Origin of the sequence: Herbaspirillum sp. CF444, from assembly GCF_000282135.1 — a bacterium.
GTDB lineage: Bacteria > Pseudomonadota > Gammaproteobacteria > Burkholderiales > Burkholderiaceae_D > Herbaspirillum.
Window position 1 is genome coordinate 49412 of the sequence record NZ_AKJW01000022.1, and the last position, 20342, is coordinate 69753.

The following is a 20342-nucleotide window of genomic DNA, read 5'->3' on the forward strand; positions in this document are numbered from 1 at the left end:
GCATTTGCCGGCAAACAGCCCCAACAAGCAGCCCATGACTACTTCGACGCGCTCCTCTCCGATTTCCTGTACGCCGCCCGGAAGCCCGGGCCGGGTGAATCGCACCGCAACCGTCGCAATCGTCAAAACCGCCCGCGCCGAGGCGCCTCATCCCTCCCGTTTGCATTCTCCAAGGATCACCCATGTCTGACACCGTGACGGCGACCGCCGCCGAATTCGACCTGCGCGCCCGCGCCATTTACGACCTGGGCAACAGCACCATCTACGCCTCGCGCAGCGATCCGCGCTTCTCTTACTGCACCTATGTGCCGCCGCATATCGGCAGCCCCGGCTCACGCCCGATGCAGCTGGTGGTGGTCATGCACGGCACCGGGCGCGCCTTCACCGAATACCGCGACGCCTTCGCCGAGTTCGCCAAGTGGAACGACTGCATCGTGCTGTGCCCGCTGTTCCCGGCCGGCCCGAAAGGCGACGGCAATCGCGACGGCTTCAAGCAATTGCGCGAAGGCGACATCCACTACGACGAAGTCCTGCTCGACATGGTCGATGAAGTAGCGACGAAATTCGGCTGCGATTTCTCCAGGTTCGCCCTGTTCGGTTATTCCGGCGGCGGCCAGTTCGTCAACCGCTTCGGCTATCTGCATCCGGAACGCCTGTGGGCGCTGTCGGTCGGCGCGCCGGGTTCGGTCACGCTGCTCGACTTCAACCAGGACTGGTGGGTCGGCGTGCGCGACTTTGCCGCGCGCTTCGGCAAACCGCTCGATCTGGACGCGCTGAAGACGCTGCCGGTGCACATGATCGTCGGCAAGGCCGATATCGAAACCTGGGAAATCACGCACAAGGAAGGCGGCAAGTTTTTCATGCCCGGCGCCAACGACGCCGGCAAGACCCGCCCCGAACGCCTGGAAACCCTGCGCAAGTCGTTTGAGGCGGCAGGCGTCAAGGTCAAGCTCGACGTGGTCGACAACGTGCCGCACAACGGCATGGCCTGCGTCGACAAGGTGCAGGATTTCTTTGCCGCAACGCTACGCACTGTGCGCAGCTCGTCCGCAGCAAGCTAGACTGGCTCACCTATTTTTCTGCGCGGAGAACACTACGCATGTTTCGTTTCACGCTGAACCGACTGGCCATGGCGCTGCCGACCTTGTTCATCGTCGCGGTCGCCGTCTTTGTGTTGATCCGGCTGATCCCCGGCGACCCGGCGCAGCTGCTGCTGGGCGACCTGGCCGATCCGGCGCGCCTGCTGGAGCTGCGCACACACCTGGGCCTCGACCAGAGCTGGCTGGTGCAGTTCGGCGTCTGGGGCGGCCATGCGCTGCGCGGCGACCTCGGCGTATCGATCACCACGGGCGAGCCTGTACTCCAACTGGTGCTGAGCCGCTTCATGGTGAGCGCGCAGATCGTCGTGGTGGCGGTGTTCCTGGCGGTGGTGGTGGCGGTCCCGGCCGGCATGATCGCCGCGTGGAAACAGAATCGCCTGCCCGACCTCGCGCTGGTCGGCGCCGCCACCTTGCTGGTGTCCTTGCCGACCTTCTGGCTGGGCTTGCTGCTGTTGCTGTTCTTCGGTCTGAAGCTGGACTGGCTGCCGGTGGTCGGTTACGTCTCCGTGATGAACGACTGGAAGACCGGCTTGCTGTATCTGGTGATGCCGATCATGACGCTGTTCCTGCATGAAATCGGCGTGCTCATCCGCATGGCGCGCGCCAGCACGCTGGAAGTACTGCGCCTCGATTACATCACCCACGCGCGCGCCAAGGGCCTGTCGGAACGCGCGGTGATGATGCGCCACGCCTTCCGCAATTCCTTCGGTCCGACCTGGACGCTGATCGGCCTGGTGCTGGGCAACCTGCTCGGCGGCGTGGCCGTGGTGGAAACCGTGTTCACCGTACCCGGCCTCGGCCGTCTGCTGGTGGACGCCATCTTTGCGCGCGACTATCCCGTGATCCAGGGATGCCTGCTATTCGTGGCGGTGATCTACGTGCTGACCAATCTGGTCGTCGATCTCTGCTATCCCCTCTTCGATCCACGGGTGCTGGCCGAATGAAAAAATTCCGTACTCCGCAAGCGCTGATCGGCCTGCTGGTCATCGCACTGATTCTTGGATCGGCCTTGCTCGCGCTGGTGTGGACGCCGCACGATCCGCTCAAGATCAGTTTCTCCGCGCGTTTCCAGCCGCCCGGCGCCGCATGGCTGCTGGGCACCGACGAATTCGGCCGCGACGAACTCTCGCGGCTGATGGCCGGCGCCTCCAACAGCGTGTGGATCAGCTTCCTGACGGTGCTGTTTTCCATCGTCATCGGCACCTGTATCGGCGTGGTCACCGGTTTCGTGCGCGGCTGGGTCGATCGCATCGTGATGGCCTTCATCAACGCCCTGCTGGCTTTCCCCGGCCTGCTGCTGGCGCTGGCCCTGCTCGCCGTGTTCGGCGCCAATCAATACGGCATCATCCTCGCGCTCGGCCTGGCCTACACGCCGTCGGTCACGCGCATCGTACGCGGCACGGTGCTGTCGCTGCGCGAAAAGGAGTTCATCGAATCCTCGCGCGTGCTGGGCAACTCCGAGCTCTACACCATGGTGCGCCACATCCTGCCCAATTGCATTGCGCCGCTGACGGTACTGGCGACCTCGATGTTCGGCTGGGTGATCCTGGCCGAGAGCGCGCTGTCCTTCCTCGGCCTGGGCGTGCCGCCGCCGGCGCCGACCTGGGGCAACATGCTGGCCTCGGCGCGGCCTTACATGGCGCAAGCGACTTATCTGTCCATCTTCCCCGGCCTGTGCATCGCGCTCACGCTGCTGGGCATCAATTTCCTCGGCGACGCCGTGCGCGATCTTCTCGACCCACGCATGAAAGGTCTGGAATGAACATGCCTTTCGCATCCAAAGACGACAAACTGGTCGAGGTCTCCGGCCTGACGCTGGCCATCGGCGCCAAGGGACGGCAGATCGTGCGCGACGTCTCGTTCTCGGTTTCTCCGGGAGAATTCGTCGGCCTGGTCGGCGAATCGGGCAGCGGCAAGACGCAGGCCGCACGCGCCATCATGGGACTGACGCCGTTGCCGCTGATGCGTACGGCGGGCAGCATCGTGTTCGAAGGCGAGGACATCGCACACGTCAGCGAAGCACGTCTGCGCTCGTTGCGCGGCGCGCGCATCGGCATGGTGTTCCAGGAGCCGATGACCTCGCTCAATCCTTCCTCGAGCATCGGTTCCCAGCTCGACGAAGGCCTGGCGCTGCATCGTCCGCAACTGACCAAGACCATGCGCCGCGAACTGGCGCTGGACATGCTGGCCCGCGTCGGCATTGCCGATCCCAAGTCCGCGCTGTCGGCCTGGCCGCATGAATTCTCCGGCGGCATGCGCCAGCGCATGATGCTGGCCTCGGTCATGCTGCTGGAACCGGCCCTGCTGATCGCCGACGAACCCACCACCGCACTCGACGCCGTCGTGCAGCGCGACGTGCTGGAACTGATGGTCAACCTGACCCGCGAACGCAACACCGCGGTGCTGCTCATCAGCCACGACCTGCCGATGGTCGCGCGCTACACCGAACGCGTCATCGTGATGAAGCAAGGCGAAGTGGTCGAATCCGGCAACACCACCGCCATGCTGGCCGCGCCGGTGCAGGATTACACCCGCAAGCTGCTGGAAGCGATTCCGCGCCGGCAGCCGGCGCGCGCATTGCCGCCGGCGGAACCGGTGGTCGAAGTGCGCAATCTGGTGGTCGAATACGGTGGTCATCAGCGCCTGTTTTCCAGGACCGCCTCCAAGCGCGTCTTGCACGGCATCGACCTGTCCATCCAGCCCAGGGAAATCGTCGCCGTGGTCGGCGGCTCCGGCTCCGGCAAGACCACGCTCGGCCGCACCATCGCCGGCCTGATCAAACCGACCGAAGGCGACATCCTGTTCAAGGGCCATGCCATCCACCGCAGCGATCCGGGCTGGCGCGACTATCGCCTCAACTGCCAGATGGTGTTCCAGGATCCCTACTCCTCGCTCAATCCGCGCATGACGATCGCGCAGCTGGTCGGCGAAGGCCTGCGCCAGATCGACGGCATGTCGAACGCCGACAAGCGCGCCCGCGTGGCGAAGATGCTGCAGGAAGTCGGCCTCGACGGCAAATACGGCGAGCGCCATCCGCATGAGCTCTCGGGCGGCCAGCGCCAGCGCGTGGCGATTGCGCGCGCACTGGTGCGTCATCCGGCCTTCGTCATCGCCGACGAACCGGTGTCGGCGCTGGACGTGACGGTGCGCGCACAGGTGCTGGAACTGTTCGCAGAACTGCAGGACCGTCACGGTTTTTCCTGCCTGTTCATCAGCCACGATCTCGGCGTGGTCGAACAAGTCGCCGACCGCGTGCTGGTCATGCAGAGCGGCCGCATCATCGAACAAGGCAGCCGCGACGCCGTCTTCGATCAGCCCCGGCATGCCTACACGCGTACGCTGCTGTCGGCCATCCCGGCACTGACACCGACGCCGGGCGGCGGCATGCAGCTCAAATGGCGCTTCGACGCAGCAGCAGCAGCAGCTGCGATGCCTGAAGCCGATGCCGATGCAGCATCGGTCATTATTTAGCTCATTCACACATCCACTCATGCCTAGTCCAAGGAACCCAGCCATGTCTTCTTCACAGTCTCCAGCACGCCTGACAGCGCCAGCGACACTCCTGCTGCTGGCCATGAGCGCGATGAATGCAAGCGCCGTTTTTGCGCAAAATCCGGCGCAGATCGTGGTCGCGCAACCGGCCGACATCCGCTCCACCAATCCCGGCGTCAATCGCGACAACACGACCGACGGCGTCATACTGAACGTGGTCGAAGGTCTGGTCGGCTATCATGAAAACGGTTCGGTCGGCCCCTTGCTGGCGAAATCGATCAACGTCAGTCCCGACGGCCTGACCTATACCTTCAAGCTGCGCACCGGCGTGAAGTTCCACAACGGCGACGCCATGACCTCGGCCGACGTGCTGTGGAGCTGGAACCGTTACATGAATCCCAAGACCGACTGGCGCTGCCTGAGCGATTTCGACGGCCGCTCCGGCACCAAGGTATTGTCGGCAACGGCGCCCGATGCACAAACCTTCGTGCTGCAGATCGACAAGCCGTCGGCGATCTTCCTCGACAATCTGGCGCGCACCGATTGCGCCATGGCCGCAGTCATCAGCAAGAAGTCGCTCAAGGCGGACGGCAGCTGGGACAAGCCGATCGGCACCGGCCCCTACAAGTTCGACGAATGGAAACGCGGCGAATACGTCACCCTGAGCGCCTTCGCCGATTACCAGTCGCCGCCGGGCAACAAGCCTGACGGCTATCTCGGCCTGAAGAAACCGCAGATCCCGCAGGTCAAATTCCTGGACGTTCCCGACATGTCCACCTCCAAGGCCGGCCTCCAATCGGGCGCCATCGACGCCGGCCAGATCACCTCGTCCGACGTCAAGGAACTCAAGGCCAACCGCAATCTGAACGTGATCATCCCGAGCGAGGCCGGCAAGAACACCTTGCTGATGCAGACCAACGATCCCGTGCTCAAGGACGAACGCATCCGTCAGGCCATCGCGCTGTCGCTGGACATGAAGCAGATCGTCGAGGCCGCGTCCGAAGGCCTGGCGCACGTCAACAATTCCGCCATCTACGACAAATCGCTGTTCTACAGCGCGGAACAAAAGAAGGGCTACGCCTACAACCCGGCCAAGGCCAAGCTGCTATTGCAACAGGCCGGCTATCGCGGCCAGCCTATCATGATCCAGGCCAACAAGCGCGCCCACGTGCCGAGCTATACCGTGGCCGTGCTGAGCCAGGCGATGATGCAGGCCGTCGGCATCAACGCGCAGATCGAAGTGCTGGAATGGGCCACGCAGCTGGACCGCTACAACAGCGGCAACTACCAGATGAGTTCCTTCACGTATTCGTCGCGCCTGGATCCGGCGCTGAGCTATGAACAGTTCTCCGGCAACAAGGCCAAGCAGTCACGCAAGGTGTGGGACGATCCGGCGGCGCAAAAGCTGATCGACCAGAGCTTCGTCGAATCCGACACCAAAAAGCGCCAGGTCCTGTTCGACCAGTTGCACAACATGCTGATCGCCAAGACGCCGCTGATCGTGCTGTACAACGTGACCGATTCCTGGGCCATCCGCAAACGCGTCAACGGTTATACCGTCTGGGAGAGCAAACCCCTGATGTGGACCAGCAGCCTGGCCAAATAAACCGAATCTTCCGCGGCGGGCTGCACACGGCGACCAGGTGAACATCCCGTCATTTTCTTGTTGAACATGTTTTTGCGAGCGTCTTCCGCGACCTCGCCAGGCCGCTGCATTGCCTGTTTCCGCTTGTTTTCATTAAGGACTGCCCGACATCATGACTACCATTCAGCAATTTCCCTTCATCTCCGTCTCCGGCACGCCGCATGAGCGCGGCGTGCAATACGGCCAGCAGGCTGCCGGGCGCGTGCGCGGCAGCATCGCGCTGTACGGCCAGACGCTCGTCAACATCGGCTACGGCGAACAGGCACGCAACAAGCTGATCGATTTTTTCGCCAAACAGATCGGCGACTACGCACCGCACTACATCGATGAAATGCGCGGCATCGCCAAAGGTGCGAGCGTGGACTTTGCCGACATCGTGATGATCAACGCCCGCACCGAAGTGCTGGCCAAGGCGCGCGCGGAAAAAGTCGCCGCCGTCGACGAAGAACCCGGCGACGGCTGCACCGGCGCGCTGATCCTGCCGGAACGCTCGGCCACCGGCAACCTGATCCACGGCCAGAACTGGGACTGGCGCGCCGAGTGCGCCGATACCTCCATCGTGCTGCGCGTGCGCAACGACAACGGCCCCGATTTCCTGACCTTCGTCGAAGCGGGCGGATTGGCGCGCAGCGGCTTCAACAGCGCCGGCGTGTCCATCACGGCGAATTATCTGGAATCGAGCCGCGACTTCACGCAACTGGGCGTGCCGCTGTCGCTGATCCGCCGCAAGGTGCTGGAACAGGAAATTTTCTCGCTGGCGATGAAGACTGTCGCGACCACGCCGAAGTCTTGCTCCAACAACATCATGCTGGGCATGGCCGAAGGCTTCGGCATCGACTTCGAATGCACCACCAATGAATCCTTCCCGATCTATCCGGGCGAGGACGGCCTGATCGTGCATGCGAACCACTGGATGTCGCAAGTCGCGCTGAGCAAGCTGGTCGATCTCGGTATCGCCAACTCTCCCGACAGCCACTACCGCGACTGGCGCGTGCGCAAGCTGCTCAACGCGGCCGGCCCCACACTCGGCCGCCGGCAAATGAAGGATGCCTTCTTCGACAACTTCGGCCTGCCTTATTCGGTATGCCGTCCGCCGCGTCCGGGCAGCCATGACAACCTGTCGGCCACGGTGGCGATGGTCATCATGGAACCGGCTGCACGCGAAATGGAAGTGGCGCCGCTGCCGGCATTGAATCGCGTGTTCACGCGTTACAGCCTCGACCATGATCCGGTATTGCTGGCCGCTTAGCGCCGGCTTAATCTACGAGTGAATCGACGGCCGCGTTGTCATCTTGTTTTTGCTATGCGATAGCAGTGTCATCGCATAGCAATAACTGAGGAAACAATGAGGAAAGACTTAGAAATTCAGGACCGCCACGTCAGCAATTTATCAGAAGAAAACACATCATCGTTTGCGCAAAAAGCACTCTTGATCGAAGATACGAAGGAGCATACGTCTTAATTGTAAATTCTTCGTGTTTTATAAAAAAATTACTTCAGAACACCATATTTCCAACCGTTAATACCCTGTGAAAATGCGTTGGCCTTCTTCTGATGTCGGGAAAGAATTCTTCGTTTGATATTGTTAAAAACACATCGACGACGGAAACAAGGCGGTTTGGCCCGGATGCATTTTCTTTATTGATAAAGGCTTGCCAGGAAAACATCCCCAGCCGGCAGCACCAGCAACATCCGTCACTACTGCCGCTCTCAATTCAAAAGAAAAAAGACCATCAACATGAAAACCCTCACACTAACCATCAAGTCCCGCCTGGCGCTCGCCATGGTGATCCTCTCCGTCCTGCTTCTTGCCATCGGCATGACCGGTTTGTTCGGCATGTCGACCGTCGTGAAGATCAATCGCGAGCTATATCAGGTGCGCATGCCGAAGACGGTTGCCGCCGACAACACGCTGTTGTGGGTGGGTCGCCAGCGCACCTCGCTGGATCAGGCCGCATTGACGACCGACCCTGCCTGGGCGCAGCAGATGTACAAGACGGAAGCGGACGTCGGCAAGCAGGCGCTCGAATGGTGGGCAAAATACGCAGCGCTGCCGCAAAGCGAGCAGGCCAAAAAGCTGGTACAGGAAGTCACCGACGGCCTGACCAAGACTGAAAAAGCCATCGATGAATTCCGTGACGCCATCAAGGGCGGCGACCGCCAGCAGATTTCCGACAAGGCGCGCGTGGTCGGCACGGTCTACACCGCGATGCAAAAGAGCGGCACCTTGCTCAACGAATATGAAACCGAAGCGGCGCGCCAGAACTATGAAGACTCGCTGAACCGCTATGAAAATTTCCGCATGATTTCCATCGCCGCGGTGGCGATCGGCTTGCTGCTGGCGGGCTACAGCTGGTTCTCGCTGCGCCGCGCGATCTCGCGCCCGATCGAACAGGCGCTCAAGCATTTCGACGACATCGCCGAAGGCGACCTGACCCATCGCGTGCACGTGCATTCGACCGATGAAATGGGCCAGTTGCTGAGCGGCCTGTCGAAGATGCAGGACAACCTGACCAAAACCGTTTCCACGGTGCGCACCGGCAGCGACGCCATCGCCACCGCCACCAAGGAAATCAGCGCCGGCAATCTCGACCTGTCCTCGCGCACCGAACAACAGGCCGCATCGCTGGAAGAAACCGCTTCCAGCATGGAAGAACTGACCAGCACCGTGAAGCACAACGCGGACAACGCGCGCCAGGCCTCGACGCTGGCCGTCAATGCCTCGCAAATCGCCAGCGCCGGCAACGATGTCGTCAGCCGCGTGGTCAGCACCATGGACGAAATCCGCGACAGCTCCACCAAGATCACCGAGATTGTCGGCATCATCGACGGCATCGCGTTCCAGACCAACATCCTGGCGCTGAACGCGGCAGTGGAAGCGGCCCGCGCCGGCGAACAAGGCCGCGGCTTCGCGGTGGTCGCCAGCGAGGTGCGCGCCCTGGCGCAACGCTCCTCCAGCGCCGCCAAGGAAATCAAGGACCTGATCATGCTGTCGGTGGATCGCGTGCAAACCGGTGCGTCGCTGGCGGGCCAGGCAGGCCAGACCATGAGCGAAATCATCGGCGCCGTGCAACGCGTGACCGACATCATGAGCGAGATCTCTTCCGCCTCCAGCGAGCAGAGTTCCGGCATCAATCAGGTGTCGCAAGCCGTCTCGCAGATGGATGAAGCCACGCAGCAAAATGCCGCGCTGGTCGAACAGGCGAGCGCCGCGGCGAAGTCGCTGGAGCAGCAAGCCCTGTCGTTGAAGGATGCCGTTTCCATCTTCAAGATCATTGAAGAACAACGCAATCTTCCAGCGTACGGTGCGCCGGTTTATTCCTCCCCCACCGCCAGGGTGCCGGTCAAGACGCGCAGCACGAAAGCCGTCACGCCGTTGAAAATGCCTCCGGCATCCTCCCCGGCACTGGCCGCCGCAAAACCCGCCATCGGCAAGCCGTCCGCGGCATCGTCGAACGACGAATGGGAGACATTCTGATCCGGCGCCAGTGCCATGTCAGTCCATCGCGCTTTACCGCGCAACACTTTCATCATGACCGGAGAAACGCAAAGGTTTCCCCGGTCGGCGATCGCATGCCTGTTCGGTTTTGATGCGTTGCGTCCAGTCGTAGCATCGTTGCGGCGGAACACAACGGACGGCAGTACAGCTTTGCGATCGCACACCAAATCTCACCCACTTACACAAGGAGGCACAGATGAGTGACGACACCACCCAACCACCACCACGGCGGCATTTTCTGCGACAGGTCATTACCGTCGCGGGCACTGCATCGCTATCTTCTCCACTGGCCGTCGGCGCCGGAGCCGGCGCGGCGATTGCGGCCACCAACGCGGGCGCAGCCGATGCACCCGCAGCGGCGCCATCGCCGGGACTGATCGGCTACGAAAGCTTCAGCGCCGATGAAGCCGCCTTCGTCGAAACCATGGTCAACGTCATGTGCCCGGCCGATCAGTTCACGCCCAACGGCGTCGACTGCGGCCTGGCGATTTTCATCGACCGCCAGTTGAGCGGCGCTTACGGCAAAGGCGCAGGCCGTTACATGAGCGGTCCCTGGCTGCAAGGCAAACCGCAACTCGGCCTGCAGTTGCCGCTGACGCCCGAGCAGTTCTTCAAGGCCGGCGTGGAAGCCGCCAATCGCCAGGCCAGCAAGAAATTCGGCAAGACCTTCGATCAGTTGGCGCCGGCCGACGCCGACGCCTTCCTTGCCGCCATCGCCGACGGCAAGGTCGTCGATGAGGACATCACGCTGGGATCCTGGTTCAACGAGCTGGTGTATCCGCTGTTCACGCAAGCCTGTTATGCCGACCCGCTGTATGGCGGCAACAACAACAAGGTGTTCTGGAAAATGCTCGGCTATCCCGGCTTGCCGGCGACGCATACGCTGGACATGGTCAACTATCGCGGCAAACCCTTCCCGGGCGCGAAAGATCCCAAGTCCATCCTCGACTTCAGCTAAGGACGCAACATGATAAAAAAACTGGAAAAGCGGACGGTCGTCATCGTCGGCGGCGGGCTCACTGCGGGCCTGGTTTCGCGTCAGCTGACGGCACAGGGCATCGACGTGCTGGTGCTGGAACGCGGCGGCGATCACAGCAACGGCGCCGAAGCCAAGCTGCCTTCGCAACGCGACGAATTGCGCTGGGACGTGCGCCAGGGCCTGGTGCAAAAATGGAACGTGCAAACCTATACCTTGCGCCATTCACGCAGCGACACCTCGCTGCCGGTGCGCTGGATGGAAGCCTTCCTGCCCGGCGAAGGCATGGGCGGCGCCGCCAATCACTGGAACGGCCACACCTGGCGCTGGGCCGAGTACGACCCGACCTTGCGCACGCATTACACCAATCGTTACGGCGCCAAGGCGATTCCCGCCAACATGCCGCTGCAGGACTGGGGCGTCACTTACAAGGAGATGGAGCCTTACCACGATCTGTTCGAGAAGCTGTTCGGCATCTCCGGCAAGGCCGGCAACGTCAACGGTAAAAAGCAGGCGGGCGGCAATCCGTTCGAAGCGCCGCGCCGCGGCGAGTATCCGCAGAAACCGCTGGAGATCACCGAAGCCGGTTCCATCTTCAGGCAGACCGCGGAAAAGCTGGGCTACCATCCGTTCCCGACACCGGCCGCCAACTCCTCCGGCGTGTACACCAATCCGGACGGACAGAAGCTCGGCCAGTGCCAGTATTGCGGCCACTGCGAACGCTTCATCTGCGAAGCGCAGGCCAAGGCTTCGCCGGAAGTGCTGCTCTATCCGATGCTCAAGGAACGCAAGGGTTTTGAAATACGCCTGAACAGCCACGTGCTCGGCGTGAACTACGACGAGAAGGCCAAACGCGTGACCGGCGTGCGCTATCTCGACCTGCACAGCGGCCAGGAGTACGAACAACCGGCCGACGTCGTGGTGCTGGGCGCGTTCACCATGACCAACACCAAGCTGCTGCTGCTCGACAAGATCGGTACGCCCTATGATCCGGTCACCGGCAAGGGCGTGGTCGGCAAGAACTTCTGCTACCAGACCACCTCGTCGGTGAACGTCTTCATGAAGGATCGCTGGACCAATCCTTTCCTGTCCACCGGCAGCACCGGCACGGTGATCGACGACTTCAACAACGACAACTTCGACCACACCGGCCTGGGCTTCCTCGGCGGCGGCATGATCAGCGCCAACATGTTCAGCGGTCGTCCCATCGTCGCACGCCGCCTGCCGCCGGGCACGCCGCGCTGGGGCACCAAGTGGAAACAGGCCAACGTCGACTGGTATGCGCATTCCTTCGGCATGTCGATCCAGGGCAGCTGCTATCCGCACACGGAAAACTTCCTCGACCTCGATCCGGTGTACAAGGATGCCTACGGGCAGCCGCTGGTGCGCATGACCTTCGACTGGCGCGACAACGAAACCAAAATGTCGGCCTACGTCACCAAAAAGATGGAAGACATCGCCAAGGCCATGGGTGCCGACATCGTCGGCCCTGCGGTGCCGCGCAAGAGTCCGTTCGACATTCGCGCCTACCAGACCACGCACATCACCGGCGGCACCGTGATGGGCTCGGATCCGGCTCACAGCGTCGTCTCGCCGCACTTGCAGCATTGGGATGCGCAGAACCTGTTCGTGGTCGGCGCCTCGGTGTTCCAGCACAACTCCGGCTACAACCCGACCGGTCCGCTGGCGGCGCTGGCGGTGCGTCTGGGCGACGACCTGGTGCGTTACGTGCAGCGGCCGCGCATGCTGTAATCGCAGAAACATGTATTGATGCAGTATTCAATTTTGAGGAGTTAAAAATGAAGTACTTTCAACACGCGGCGCTGGCCGCTGCAATCGTGTTGTCGGCGGCATCGCTGCCGGCAATGGCGCAAGACGTCAACGCCGGCAAGCAAGTTTATGCGCAATGCGCGGCCTGCCATGCAGTCACCGCAGCCAACGGCGTCGGCCCCGGCCTGCTCGGCATCGTCGGCCGCAAGTCGGCGGCCTCGCCGGGCTTTCGCTACAGCCCGGCGCTCAAGCGCGCCAATCTGACATGGGACGAGAAAAATCTCGACGCCTACATCACCGATCCGCAAAAAGCCGTACCTGGCAACCTCATGCCCTTCTCCGGCATTGCCGACGCCAAACAGCGCGCCGATCTGATTGCGTATCTGAATACGGTGAAATAAGCAGCGCGGGTCTGTCCGCCGGCATGTTGCGGGCAGGCCCGGCGCCATCGGGTTTCAACTGCCGGCCGGCGAGCGGCCCGTGCCGCGCCCCAATGATTTTGCCGTTTTACCTGCAATGCCGTATTCGGTATTGGGAATATCTTTGAGAATGACCCGGACATCGCTGCGGTCGATACCGATGGTCTTGACGGCGGCATCGGTCAATGCGCCGATCAGCCGCTCCTTCTGTTCGTCGGTGCGGCCGGCAATGAAGAAGACCTGAATGATGGACATAGTGCTCTCCTGGATAAGATCGTTCGATAACTCAGCACAACCTGTCCTGGCGATGCTGCCGGATTGCTTGGAACGCATTTCATCAATCATGAAATGCGTTCTATTTGTTTTTCCTTGCCGCTTCGATGGCGGCCACCGACTTGCCTGCAATACCGAACTGCTTTGCCGGTATTTCGGACAGCCATACGCGGATCGAATCGGCAGGCGCATCGATTGCTTCGACGGTCGCGGCCGTCAAGGCATCGATCAGTTTTTCCTTCTGCTGATCGCTCAGTCCTTCTACGACAAACATCTCTATGTTAGGCATTGGTCCTCCGGCGTTGATGTATTGGTGATGCATTCGCGATTGACCGACGCGTATCCGATATTTCCCATGCTTCTCAGATCAGCTTCTGCGCCTTGAGCATTTTCCTCACGATGGCGTCGAAGAACAGCACGGCAAAGCCGTCATTGCGGATCAACTGGCCGGTCAGGTCGGCGCATTTCTGCCGCACCTCGTTGCTCAGTTGAACGTCTTCGCCGCCCATGGCGCGTCCGGCGGACTGAATTTCGGCGGCGCGCTGCACAGTCCACAACAAAAAAAAGGCGCGCTGGATATCGCTCTCGCACACGGCCACGCCATGATTGCGCAACACCAGGATATGCTTGCTGCCGAGACTGGCCAGCATGCGTTCTTTTTCTTCCGCAAACAGCGTGATGCCTTCGAAATCGTGATAGCCGATGCGACCGAACAACTGCGCGCCGTAAAAATCGTTGTGCTCGAAGCCCGACTTCTTCATCGTCACCGCCGAAATCGGCGTGGTGTGCGTGTGGATCACGCAATGCAGGTCCGCGCGCGCGCCATGGATGGCGCTATGCAACGCAAAGCCGGCCGGGTTGGCCTTGTAGTCGGAAGGCTCGACCAACTGGCCGTCCAGTCCTACCTTGAGCAGGTTGGAAGGCAGCACTTCGCTGTAGTTGAGCGCAAACGGATTGACCAGATAGTGATTCTCCGGTCCGGCGACGCGTGCCGAAATGTGGTTGAAGATCATCTCGGTCCACCCCAGATAATCGACCAGGCGATAGCAATGCGTCAGTTGTATCCGCAATGCCCATTCGGCGTCGCTGCACTGTGCCGGCTTGCTTTCACCGTAACTGAATTCCTTGGCTTCCATTGTTCTGCTCCTGATTCCTGATAAGAGTCGTGACGACATGTCCGGTCGTCGGCGCTGGGCTGCTGGGCTGCAACTCAGGCAGCACGTTGCCGCGCCGCTTCGCCGCGAAAGCGCGCCAGCGAAATCACCGTGCGCGTGATCGGCATCGGCACGTCGAAACGCTGCGCCAGCTCCAGCACGGCGTCGCCGATGGCCGCCAGTTCCAGCGGCCGGCCACGGTCGAGGTCTTGCAGCATCGATGTGCGGAACGGCCCCATGGCCTCGCCCAGTTGCACGAAGGTGAGCGGATCGATGTCCACGCGCGCGCCGTAAGACGACGCCACCAGCAGAGTCTCGCGCATGATCTGCATCACCACCTCGCGCAGTTCCGGCAAGCCGTATAACTGTTGCAAGGTCGCCTGCGTGATGACCGAAAGCGGGTTGGAACTGAGGTTGGCGATGATCTTGGTCCACAGCTTGTCGCGGATGCGATCGGTGGCGCGCGCCTCGATGCCGGCGCCCTCAATGGCGTTGCGGATGCGCGCCAGGCGCTCGCTCATTTCACCGGACGGTTCGCCGAGCACGATCAGATGCGGATTGACCGATTTGATCACGCCCGGCGCCGTCGCCTCGGAGGTAATGAAGAGCACGCTGCCGATCAACTTGTCGCCCGGCACCGCCTGCGCCATGCGATTGTCCGGATCGACCGCGCGCACCTGGGCGCCGTCGAAGCGGCCGCCTTCGCGATAGAAATACCACCACGGCACCCCGTTGTTGGTCGGGATCACCACGGTCTGCTCTCCGATCAGCGGCGCCAGTTGCGGCAGCAATGCCGCCAGGTCCTGGCTCTTGGCGCACACGAAGATCACGTCCTGTACTCCAAACTCCGGCCGGTCGCTGGCGGCCGGCATCGCCTGCGTGACGCCGTGCTGGTCGTGCAGCGTCAATCCTTGCGCGCGAATCGCCTGCAAGGTCTGGCCGCGCGCCAGCACGCTGACCTGGTGGCCGGCGGCGCTGAACCGCACCGCCAGGGTGCCGCCGATGGCGCCGGCGCCGGCGATGCAGATGCGCATGCGGTCTGCTGTCATCATGTTGCTGTCCTTTGCTGCAAAAATTCGGGCACCTAACCCGCCAGGCGATCCTGATGCTTGCCGCTCAGGCCGAGATAGGCCTCGATCACGCGCGGGTCGTGCGCCAGCTGGCCGGCCGGACCGTGCATCCTGATTTCCCCGTTCTCCAGCACGTAACCGTAGTCCGCTACCTGCAAGGCGGCGCGCGCATTCTGTTCGACCAGCAGGATGGACACGCCGCGGCGACGCAGCTCGGCGATGATGCGGAAAATTTCTCGTACGATCAGCGGCGCCAGGCCCAGGCTGGGTTCGTCCAGCATCAGCAGTTTCGGTTTGGCCATCAGTGCGCGGCCGACGGCCAGCATCTGGCGTTCGCCGCCCGACAAGGTGCCGGACAATTGGGTGCGCCGTTCGCGCAGGCGCGGAAACAGGCTGTAGACCTCTTCGAGCGTGTCGCGGTAGTCGCGCCGGCCGCTGCGATGGCGATGAAACGCGCCAAGCAGCAGATTGTCTTCAATGTTCATTTCGCTGAACAGCTCGCGCTTCTCGGGCACCAGGGTCATGCCGGCGGCGACCATCTGTTCGACTTCCGGCGAATGACGGATGACGCCGTCGAACAGCATCGCGCCCTGCGACGGCAGCACGCCCATGATGGCCGACAGCAGGGTCGTCTTGCCGGCGCCGTTGGGACCGATGACGGTGACGATCTTGCCCTCTTCCACGCTGACGTTGATGCCCGCCAGGATGTTTACCTTGCCGTAGGCGGCGCTCAGTTCGCGCACTTCCAGCACCTTATTGGTCATCGCTCGCTCCCAGGTAGGCTTCCAGCACGGCTGGGTTGTTTTGAATTTCCTCCGGCAAGCCCTCGGCGATATGGGTGCCGAAATCCATGACGACGATGCGATCGACCAGCTCCATGACGAAATCCATATCGTGTTCCACCAGCAAGATCGCCATGCCTTCGGCGCGCAGCTTGCGCAGCAGTTCGCCGAGCGCCTGCTTCTCGCCCAGACGCAGGCCGGCGGCCGGCTCGTCCAGCAACAGCAGGCAGGGATCGGCTGCCAGCGCGCGGGCGATTTCGAGTATCCGTTGTTGTCCCAGCGACAGTGAACCGGCCGCTTCGAACATCTGTTCCTTGAGGCCGACGCGTTCGATCTGGCGTGCGGCTTCGGCCAGCAAACGCGTTTCTTCGTCGCGATCCAGGCGCAACATCGCCGACAGCACGCCACGCTTGCCGCGCATGTGCGCACCGATGGCGACGTTCTCCAGCACCGTCATGCCCGGCAGCAAACGCACATGCTGGAAGCTGCGGCTCATGCCGAGCGCGGCGATATGGCGCGAGCCCTTGCCGGTGACGTCATGGCCGCGGAACAACACGGTGCCCGAGGTCGGCGTGTCGACGCCGGAAATCTGATTGAACAGCGTCGATTTGCCGGCGCCGTTCGGGCCGATCAGCGCCAGCACTTCGCCGCTCAGCACTTTCAGATTCATCCGGTTGTTGGCGACCAGGCCGCCGAAACGACGCGTCACATCGCGCACATCGAGCACCACTTCGTCGGGATTCGGCATGTCGCGGCGCGCCAGCGGCGGCGCCTGCAGGTCGAGCTTGCGTTGCCGGCCGCGTACCGGCATGAACCTGGAAAACAGCGCAGCGAAGCAAGGCCAGATACCGTCGCGCGAACGCTGCAGCATGACCACCATCAACAGACCGAACACGATGCTTTCAAAGTTGCCGCTGCGTCCCAATAGTGCCGGCAAGATGCCTTGCAACCATTCTTTCAGCACCACGATCACGCCGGCGCCGAGCACCGCGCCCCAGACATGGCTGGCGCCCCCGAGCACCGCCATGAACAGGTAGTCGATGCCGAATTGCAGGCCGAACGGCGAGGGATTGACGAAGCGTTGCATGTGTACGTACAACCAGCCCGACAAGCTCGCCAGCAAGGCGGCGATGACGAAGATCACGATGCGCGAACGCGCCGTGTCGATGCCCATCGCTTCGGCCATCACGATGCCGCCCTTCAAGGCACGGATGGCGCGACCTTCGCGCGAATCGAGCAAGTTGATGAGCGCGTAGGCACAGGCGATCACGGCCAGCCAGATCAGGCCGTAAATCAACCTGTCGCTGCCCAGCGCCAGGCCGAACAACTTGATCGGCGGAATGCCGGACATGCCGGTCTGGCCGCCCATGCTTTGCAGCGTGCCGAAGATGAAATACAGGCTGATGCCCCAGGCGATGGTGCCCAGCGGCAGGTAATGGCCCGACAGCTTGAGCGTCAGGCTGCCCAGCAGCAAGGCCAGCAACGCGGTACAGGCCAGGGCGATGCACAAGGCCGCCCAGGGCGAATGCATCCACCCCAGCGCAGCCGGCAACGCCACCACGCCGGTGCTCAGCGCCGCGGAGATGTAGGCGCCCAGGCCGACAAACGCGGCCTGGCCGAAACTGGTCAGTCCGGCGACACCGGTGAGCAGCACCAGTCCCAACACCACCAGCGAGCTCAGGCCGATGTTGTTGAGCATGGTGATATAGAACGAACTCAATACGAACGGCGCCACCGCCAGCAACGCGACGAATGCCAGCACGCCTGCATGCACCGACAGCGGCAAGACGGAAGAAGGCACGCGCGCGGCGGCATTGGCGTCGCCGGCGTTTACCGAAGAACCGGAAAGATCGCGCTTCACTCTTCATCCTCCACATGACGGCTGGTCAGCGAACGCCACAGCAACACCGGAATAATCAATACAAACACAATGATCTCTTTATAGGCACTGGCCCAGAAGGTGGAAAACGATTCGATCAGGCCGACGAACACGGCGCCGATCGCCGCCACCGGATAACTGACCAGGCCGCCGATAATCGCGCCGACAAAGCCCTTGAGGCTGATCAGGAATCCGGAGTCGTAATAAATGGTCGTGATCGGCGCGATCAGGATGCCGGACATGACGCCGATCAGCGCCGCCAGGAAGAACATGGCCTTGCCGGCGAACACCGGCGAAATGCCCATCAGGCGCGCGCCCATGCGGTTCATGGCGGCGGCGCGCAAGGCCTTGCCGTAGAGCGTGCGTTCGAACATCTGGTATAGCGCGACGATCAGGCCGATCGACACGCCGATCACCCACAGCGCCTGGCTATTCAGGTTGAACGAGCCGAGCGACGGATTGCTGTCGGTGAACGGCGCGGTGCGGGCGCCATCGGGACCGAACACCAGCAGGCCGACGCCGACCAGCGCCACGTGCAGGGCAATCGACACGATCAGCAGCACCAGCGGCGTGGCGCCGGCAATCGGCTGAAACACCAGCCGATACATCAACGGCCCGGTCGGCACCAGCAAGGCCAGCGTCAGGATGACTTGCAACAGCATCGGCAGACTCGCCAGCGGCAGGCTGAAAGCCAGCCATGCCATCACGCCGGCGTAGAGCAGTTTGGCCGGCAGCCACATCGAGGGCCGGCTGCGCTTCCGGCGCAGCATGTCGACCACGTCCATCAGCGCCGCGGCGACGCACAGGGCGACCAGCAGCCACACCACCCAGAGGCGTTGGCCGTTCTGGATGACGCTCATGGTCAGCGCGCCGAAGGCGACGAACTCGCCCTGCGGAATCAGCAAGATGCGCGTGACGGTAAACACCAGCACGATGGACAAGGCCAGCAGCGCATAGATTGCGCCATTGGTGATGCCGTCTTGTCCCAACAGCGCCACGATTTGAAGATTCATTACAGTGTCCTTCTTGGGCTTGCCGCCGCGCGCTTGCATGCGCTGCCGGAGCAAGTGCCTGTCATCTGGGGCCGGCCGCATCGCGCCGATGCAGCCGGTTTTCCTGCACTCTGCGTGCTTATTTCAGCAGCGTCCAGTTGCCGTTCCTGACCTGTATCAGTTCGCGACCGCGTTCGTCGAAACCGCTATGGTCTGCCGCCGTCATGTTGTAGACGCCCTGGGTGGCGACCAGCTCCTTGGTGCTCTCCAGCGCATCGCGCAGCGCCGCGCGGAATTCCCTGGTGCCTGGTTTGGCTTTCCTGGCGGCAGTCGGAATTGCCCGTTGCAGCAGCAGGCCGGCGTCGTACACATTGGCGCCAAAGGTGGCCGGAGCGCTGCCGTACATCTTGGTATAGGCGGCGATGTAGTCCTGCGCGATTTTTTTCGACGGATTGCTGTCGGCGATTTCAGGCAGCACCAGCATCAGGCTGGCGGCGAGGATGGTGCCGTCGACTTTCTTCTTTCCCAGTTGCAGGAAAGCCGGCAGCGCCGCCCCGTGGGTCTGGTACATCTGGCCCTTGTAGCCCATGTCGGCCAGCGTGGTTTGCGGCAACACGGTGGCGCCGCCCGGCGCGGCCACCAGCACCGCGTCCGGATTGGCCGCCATGACCTTGAGGGTCTGCGCCGTCACCGAGGTGTCGGTGCGCTGATAGCGTTCATTGGCGACGATCCTGATATTGTTCCTGGCGGCGAGGTCGCCGAATACGCGGCTCCAGTTTTCGCCGTAGGGATCATTGATGGCGATGAAACCGATGGTCTTGATTTTTGCCTTGACCATTTGTTCGATCAACGCCTTGGCGATCAGGTCATCGTTCTGGGTGGTCTTGAAGACCCATTTTTTTTGCTCGGTCATCGGCAACACCACGGCCGCGGTGCCGACCGGCGCCAGCATCGGCACGCCGGCTTCGGCCACGAACGGAATCACGCCGACCGAGTTGGGCGAACCGCTGGGCCCGATGATGGCGTCGACGTTGTATTCGGAGATGAGCTTCTTCACTTCGGTGACCGAACGGCTCGGGTCGCTGCCGTCATCGAGCGAGATATATTCAATACTCAGGTCGCCGATTTTTGTCGGCAACAGCGGCACGGTATTTTTTTGCGGGATGCCGACCAGCGAAATCGGACCGGTCGACGAGGTCACGACACCGATCTTGACCTGCGCGTGCGCGACCGCGGCAACGGCGACGGAGGTCAGCGCCAGCGCAGCGGCAATCAGACGTTTGAGCAACAT

Annotated in this window: 18 protein-coding genes; 10 read left to right on the forward strand and 8 right to left on the reverse strand. The window is 62.2% G+C overall.

Translation table 11 applies throughout. The features are described from left to right. The first annotated feature begins 182 nt into the window (after window positions 1-182). From PMI16_RS06005 to PMI16_RS06050, 10 genes are all read left to right on the forward strand, one after another. Complete coding sequence (locus PMI16_RS06005; protein WP_007877465.1) at window positions 183-1061, forward strand: hydrolase; 879 nt, start codon at window positions 183-185, stop codon at window positions 1059-1061. A gap of 38 nt (window positions 1062-1099) precedes the next feature. After that, a complete protein-coding gene (locus tag PMI16_RS06010) occupies window positions 1100-2044 on the forward strand; it encodes an ABC transporter permease (protein ID WP_007877467.1) in 945 nt (314 codons plus the stop codon). Continuing rightward, complete coding sequence (locus PMI16_RS06015) at window positions 2041-2862, forward strand: ABC transporter permease (protein ID WP_007877468.1); 822 nt, start codon at window positions 2041-2043, stop codon at window positions 2860-2862. Before PMI16_RS06010 ends, PMI16_RS06015 begins: the two co-directional genes overlap by 4 nt. Next, window positions 2859-4571, forward strand: coding sequence for an ABC transporter ATP-binding protein (locus tag PMI16_RS06020; protein ID WP_007877469.1), 1713 nt, complete (start codon window positions 2859-2861; stop codon window positions 4569-4571). Before PMI16_RS06015 ends, PMI16_RS06020 begins: the two co-directional genes overlap by 4 nt. A 43-nt stretch (window positions 4572-4614) precedes the next feature. After that, entirely contained in the window at window positions 4615-6198 is a 1584-nt protein-coding gene (locus PMI16_RS06025; RefSeq protein ID WP_007877470.1) for an ABC transporter substrate-binding protein, read from the forward strand. Between the two features lie 151 nt (window positions 6199-6349). Continuing rightward, window positions 6350-7486: a C45 family autoproteolytic acyltransferase/hydolase gene (locus PMI16_RS06030; protein WP_007877472.1), complete on the forward strand. Its 1137-nt coding sequence runs from the start codon at window positions 6350-6352 to the stop codon at window positions 7484-7486. 489 nt (window positions 7487-7975) lie between these two features. Beyond that, window positions 7976-9715: a methyl-accepting chemotaxis protein gene (locus tag PMI16_RS06035; protein ID WP_007877476.1), complete on the forward strand. Its 1740-nt coding sequence runs from the start codon at window positions 7976-7978 to the stop codon at window positions 9713-9715. Window positions 9716-9932: 217 nt separating this feature from the next. Beyond that, window positions 9933-10694 (forward strand): gluconate 2-dehydrogenase subunit 3 family protein, encoded by a 762-nt coding sequence (locus PMI16_RS06040; protein WP_007877480.1) that lies wholly within the window; start codon window positions 9933-9935, stop codon window positions 10692-10694. 9 nt (window positions 10695-10703) lie between these two features. Beyond that, on the forward strand, window positions 10704-12464 hold the full coding sequence (locus PMI16_RS06045; RefSeq protein WP_007877482.1) for a GMC family oxidoreductase: 1761 nt from the start codon (window positions 10704-10706) through the stop codon (window positions 12462-12464). Window positions 12465-12511: 47 nt separating this feature from the next. Further along, entirely contained in the window at window positions 12512-12883 is a 372-nt protein-coding gene (locus PMI16_RS06050; RefSeq protein ID WP_007877484.1) for a c-type cytochrome, read from the forward strand. A gap of 54 nt (window positions 12884-12937) precedes the next feature. Here the strand turns inward: PMI16_RS06050 and PMI16_RS06055 are convergent, their stop codons facing one another. The 8 genes from PMI16_RS06055 to PMI16_RS06090 all read right to left on the reverse strand — a co-directional run bounded on the left by PMI16_RS06055 (window position 12938) and on the right by PMI16_RS06090 (window position 20342). Then, a complete protein-coding gene (locus tag PMI16_RS06055) occupies window positions 12938-13246 on the reverse strand; it encodes a tautomerase family protein (RefSeq protein ID WP_337469468.1) in 309 nt (102 codons plus the stop codon). A gap of 10 nt (window positions 13247-13256) precedes the next feature. Continuing rightward, the gene (locus tag PMI16_RS06060; RefSeq protein WP_007877487.1) at window positions 13257-13463 is read right to left on the reverse strand and encodes a tautomerase family protein; all 207 of its coding nucleotides are present in this window, start codon (window positions 13461-13463) and stop codon (window positions 13257-13259) included. Window positions 13464-13536: 73 nt separating this feature from the next. Further along, window positions 13537-14310, reverse strand: a complete 774-nt coding sequence (locus PMI16_RS06065; RefSeq protein WP_007877489.1) for a class II aldolase/adducin family protein — start codon at window positions 14308-14310, stop codon at window positions 13537-13539. A 74-nt stretch (window positions 14311-14384) separates the two neighbouring features. Then, entirely contained in the window at window positions 14385-15380 is a 996-nt protein-coding gene (locus PMI16_RS06070; protein WP_007877492.1) for a ketopantoate reductase family protein, read from the reverse strand. A gap of 32 nt (window positions 15381-15412) precedes the next feature. Further along, window positions 15413-16162, reverse strand: coding sequence for an ABC transporter ATP-binding protein (locus PMI16_RS06075; protein WP_007877494.1), 750 nt, complete (start codon window positions 16160-16162; stop codon window positions 15413-15415). Next, the gene (locus tag PMI16_RS06080; protein WP_443134887.1) at window positions 16152-17981 is read right to left on the reverse strand and encodes a branched-chain amino acid ABC transporter ATP-binding protein/permease; all 1830 of its coding nucleotides are present in this window, start codon (window positions 17979-17981) and stop codon (window positions 16152-16154) included. The genes PMI16_RS06075 and PMI16_RS06080 overlap by 11 nt, the downstream gene beginning before the upstream one ends. Window positions 17982-18037: 56 nt before the next feature. Continuing rightward, window positions 18038-19072: a branched-chain amino acid ABC transporter permease gene (locus PMI16_RS06085; RefSeq protein ID WP_007877496.1), complete on the reverse strand. Its 1035-nt coding sequence runs from the start codon at window positions 19070-19072 to the stop codon at window positions 18038-18040. Between the two features lie 118 nt (window positions 19073-19190). Beyond that, entirely contained in the window at window positions 19191-20342 is a 1152-nt protein-coding gene (locus tag PMI16_RS06090; RefSeq protein ID WP_007877498.1) for an ABC transporter substrate-binding protein, read from the reverse strand.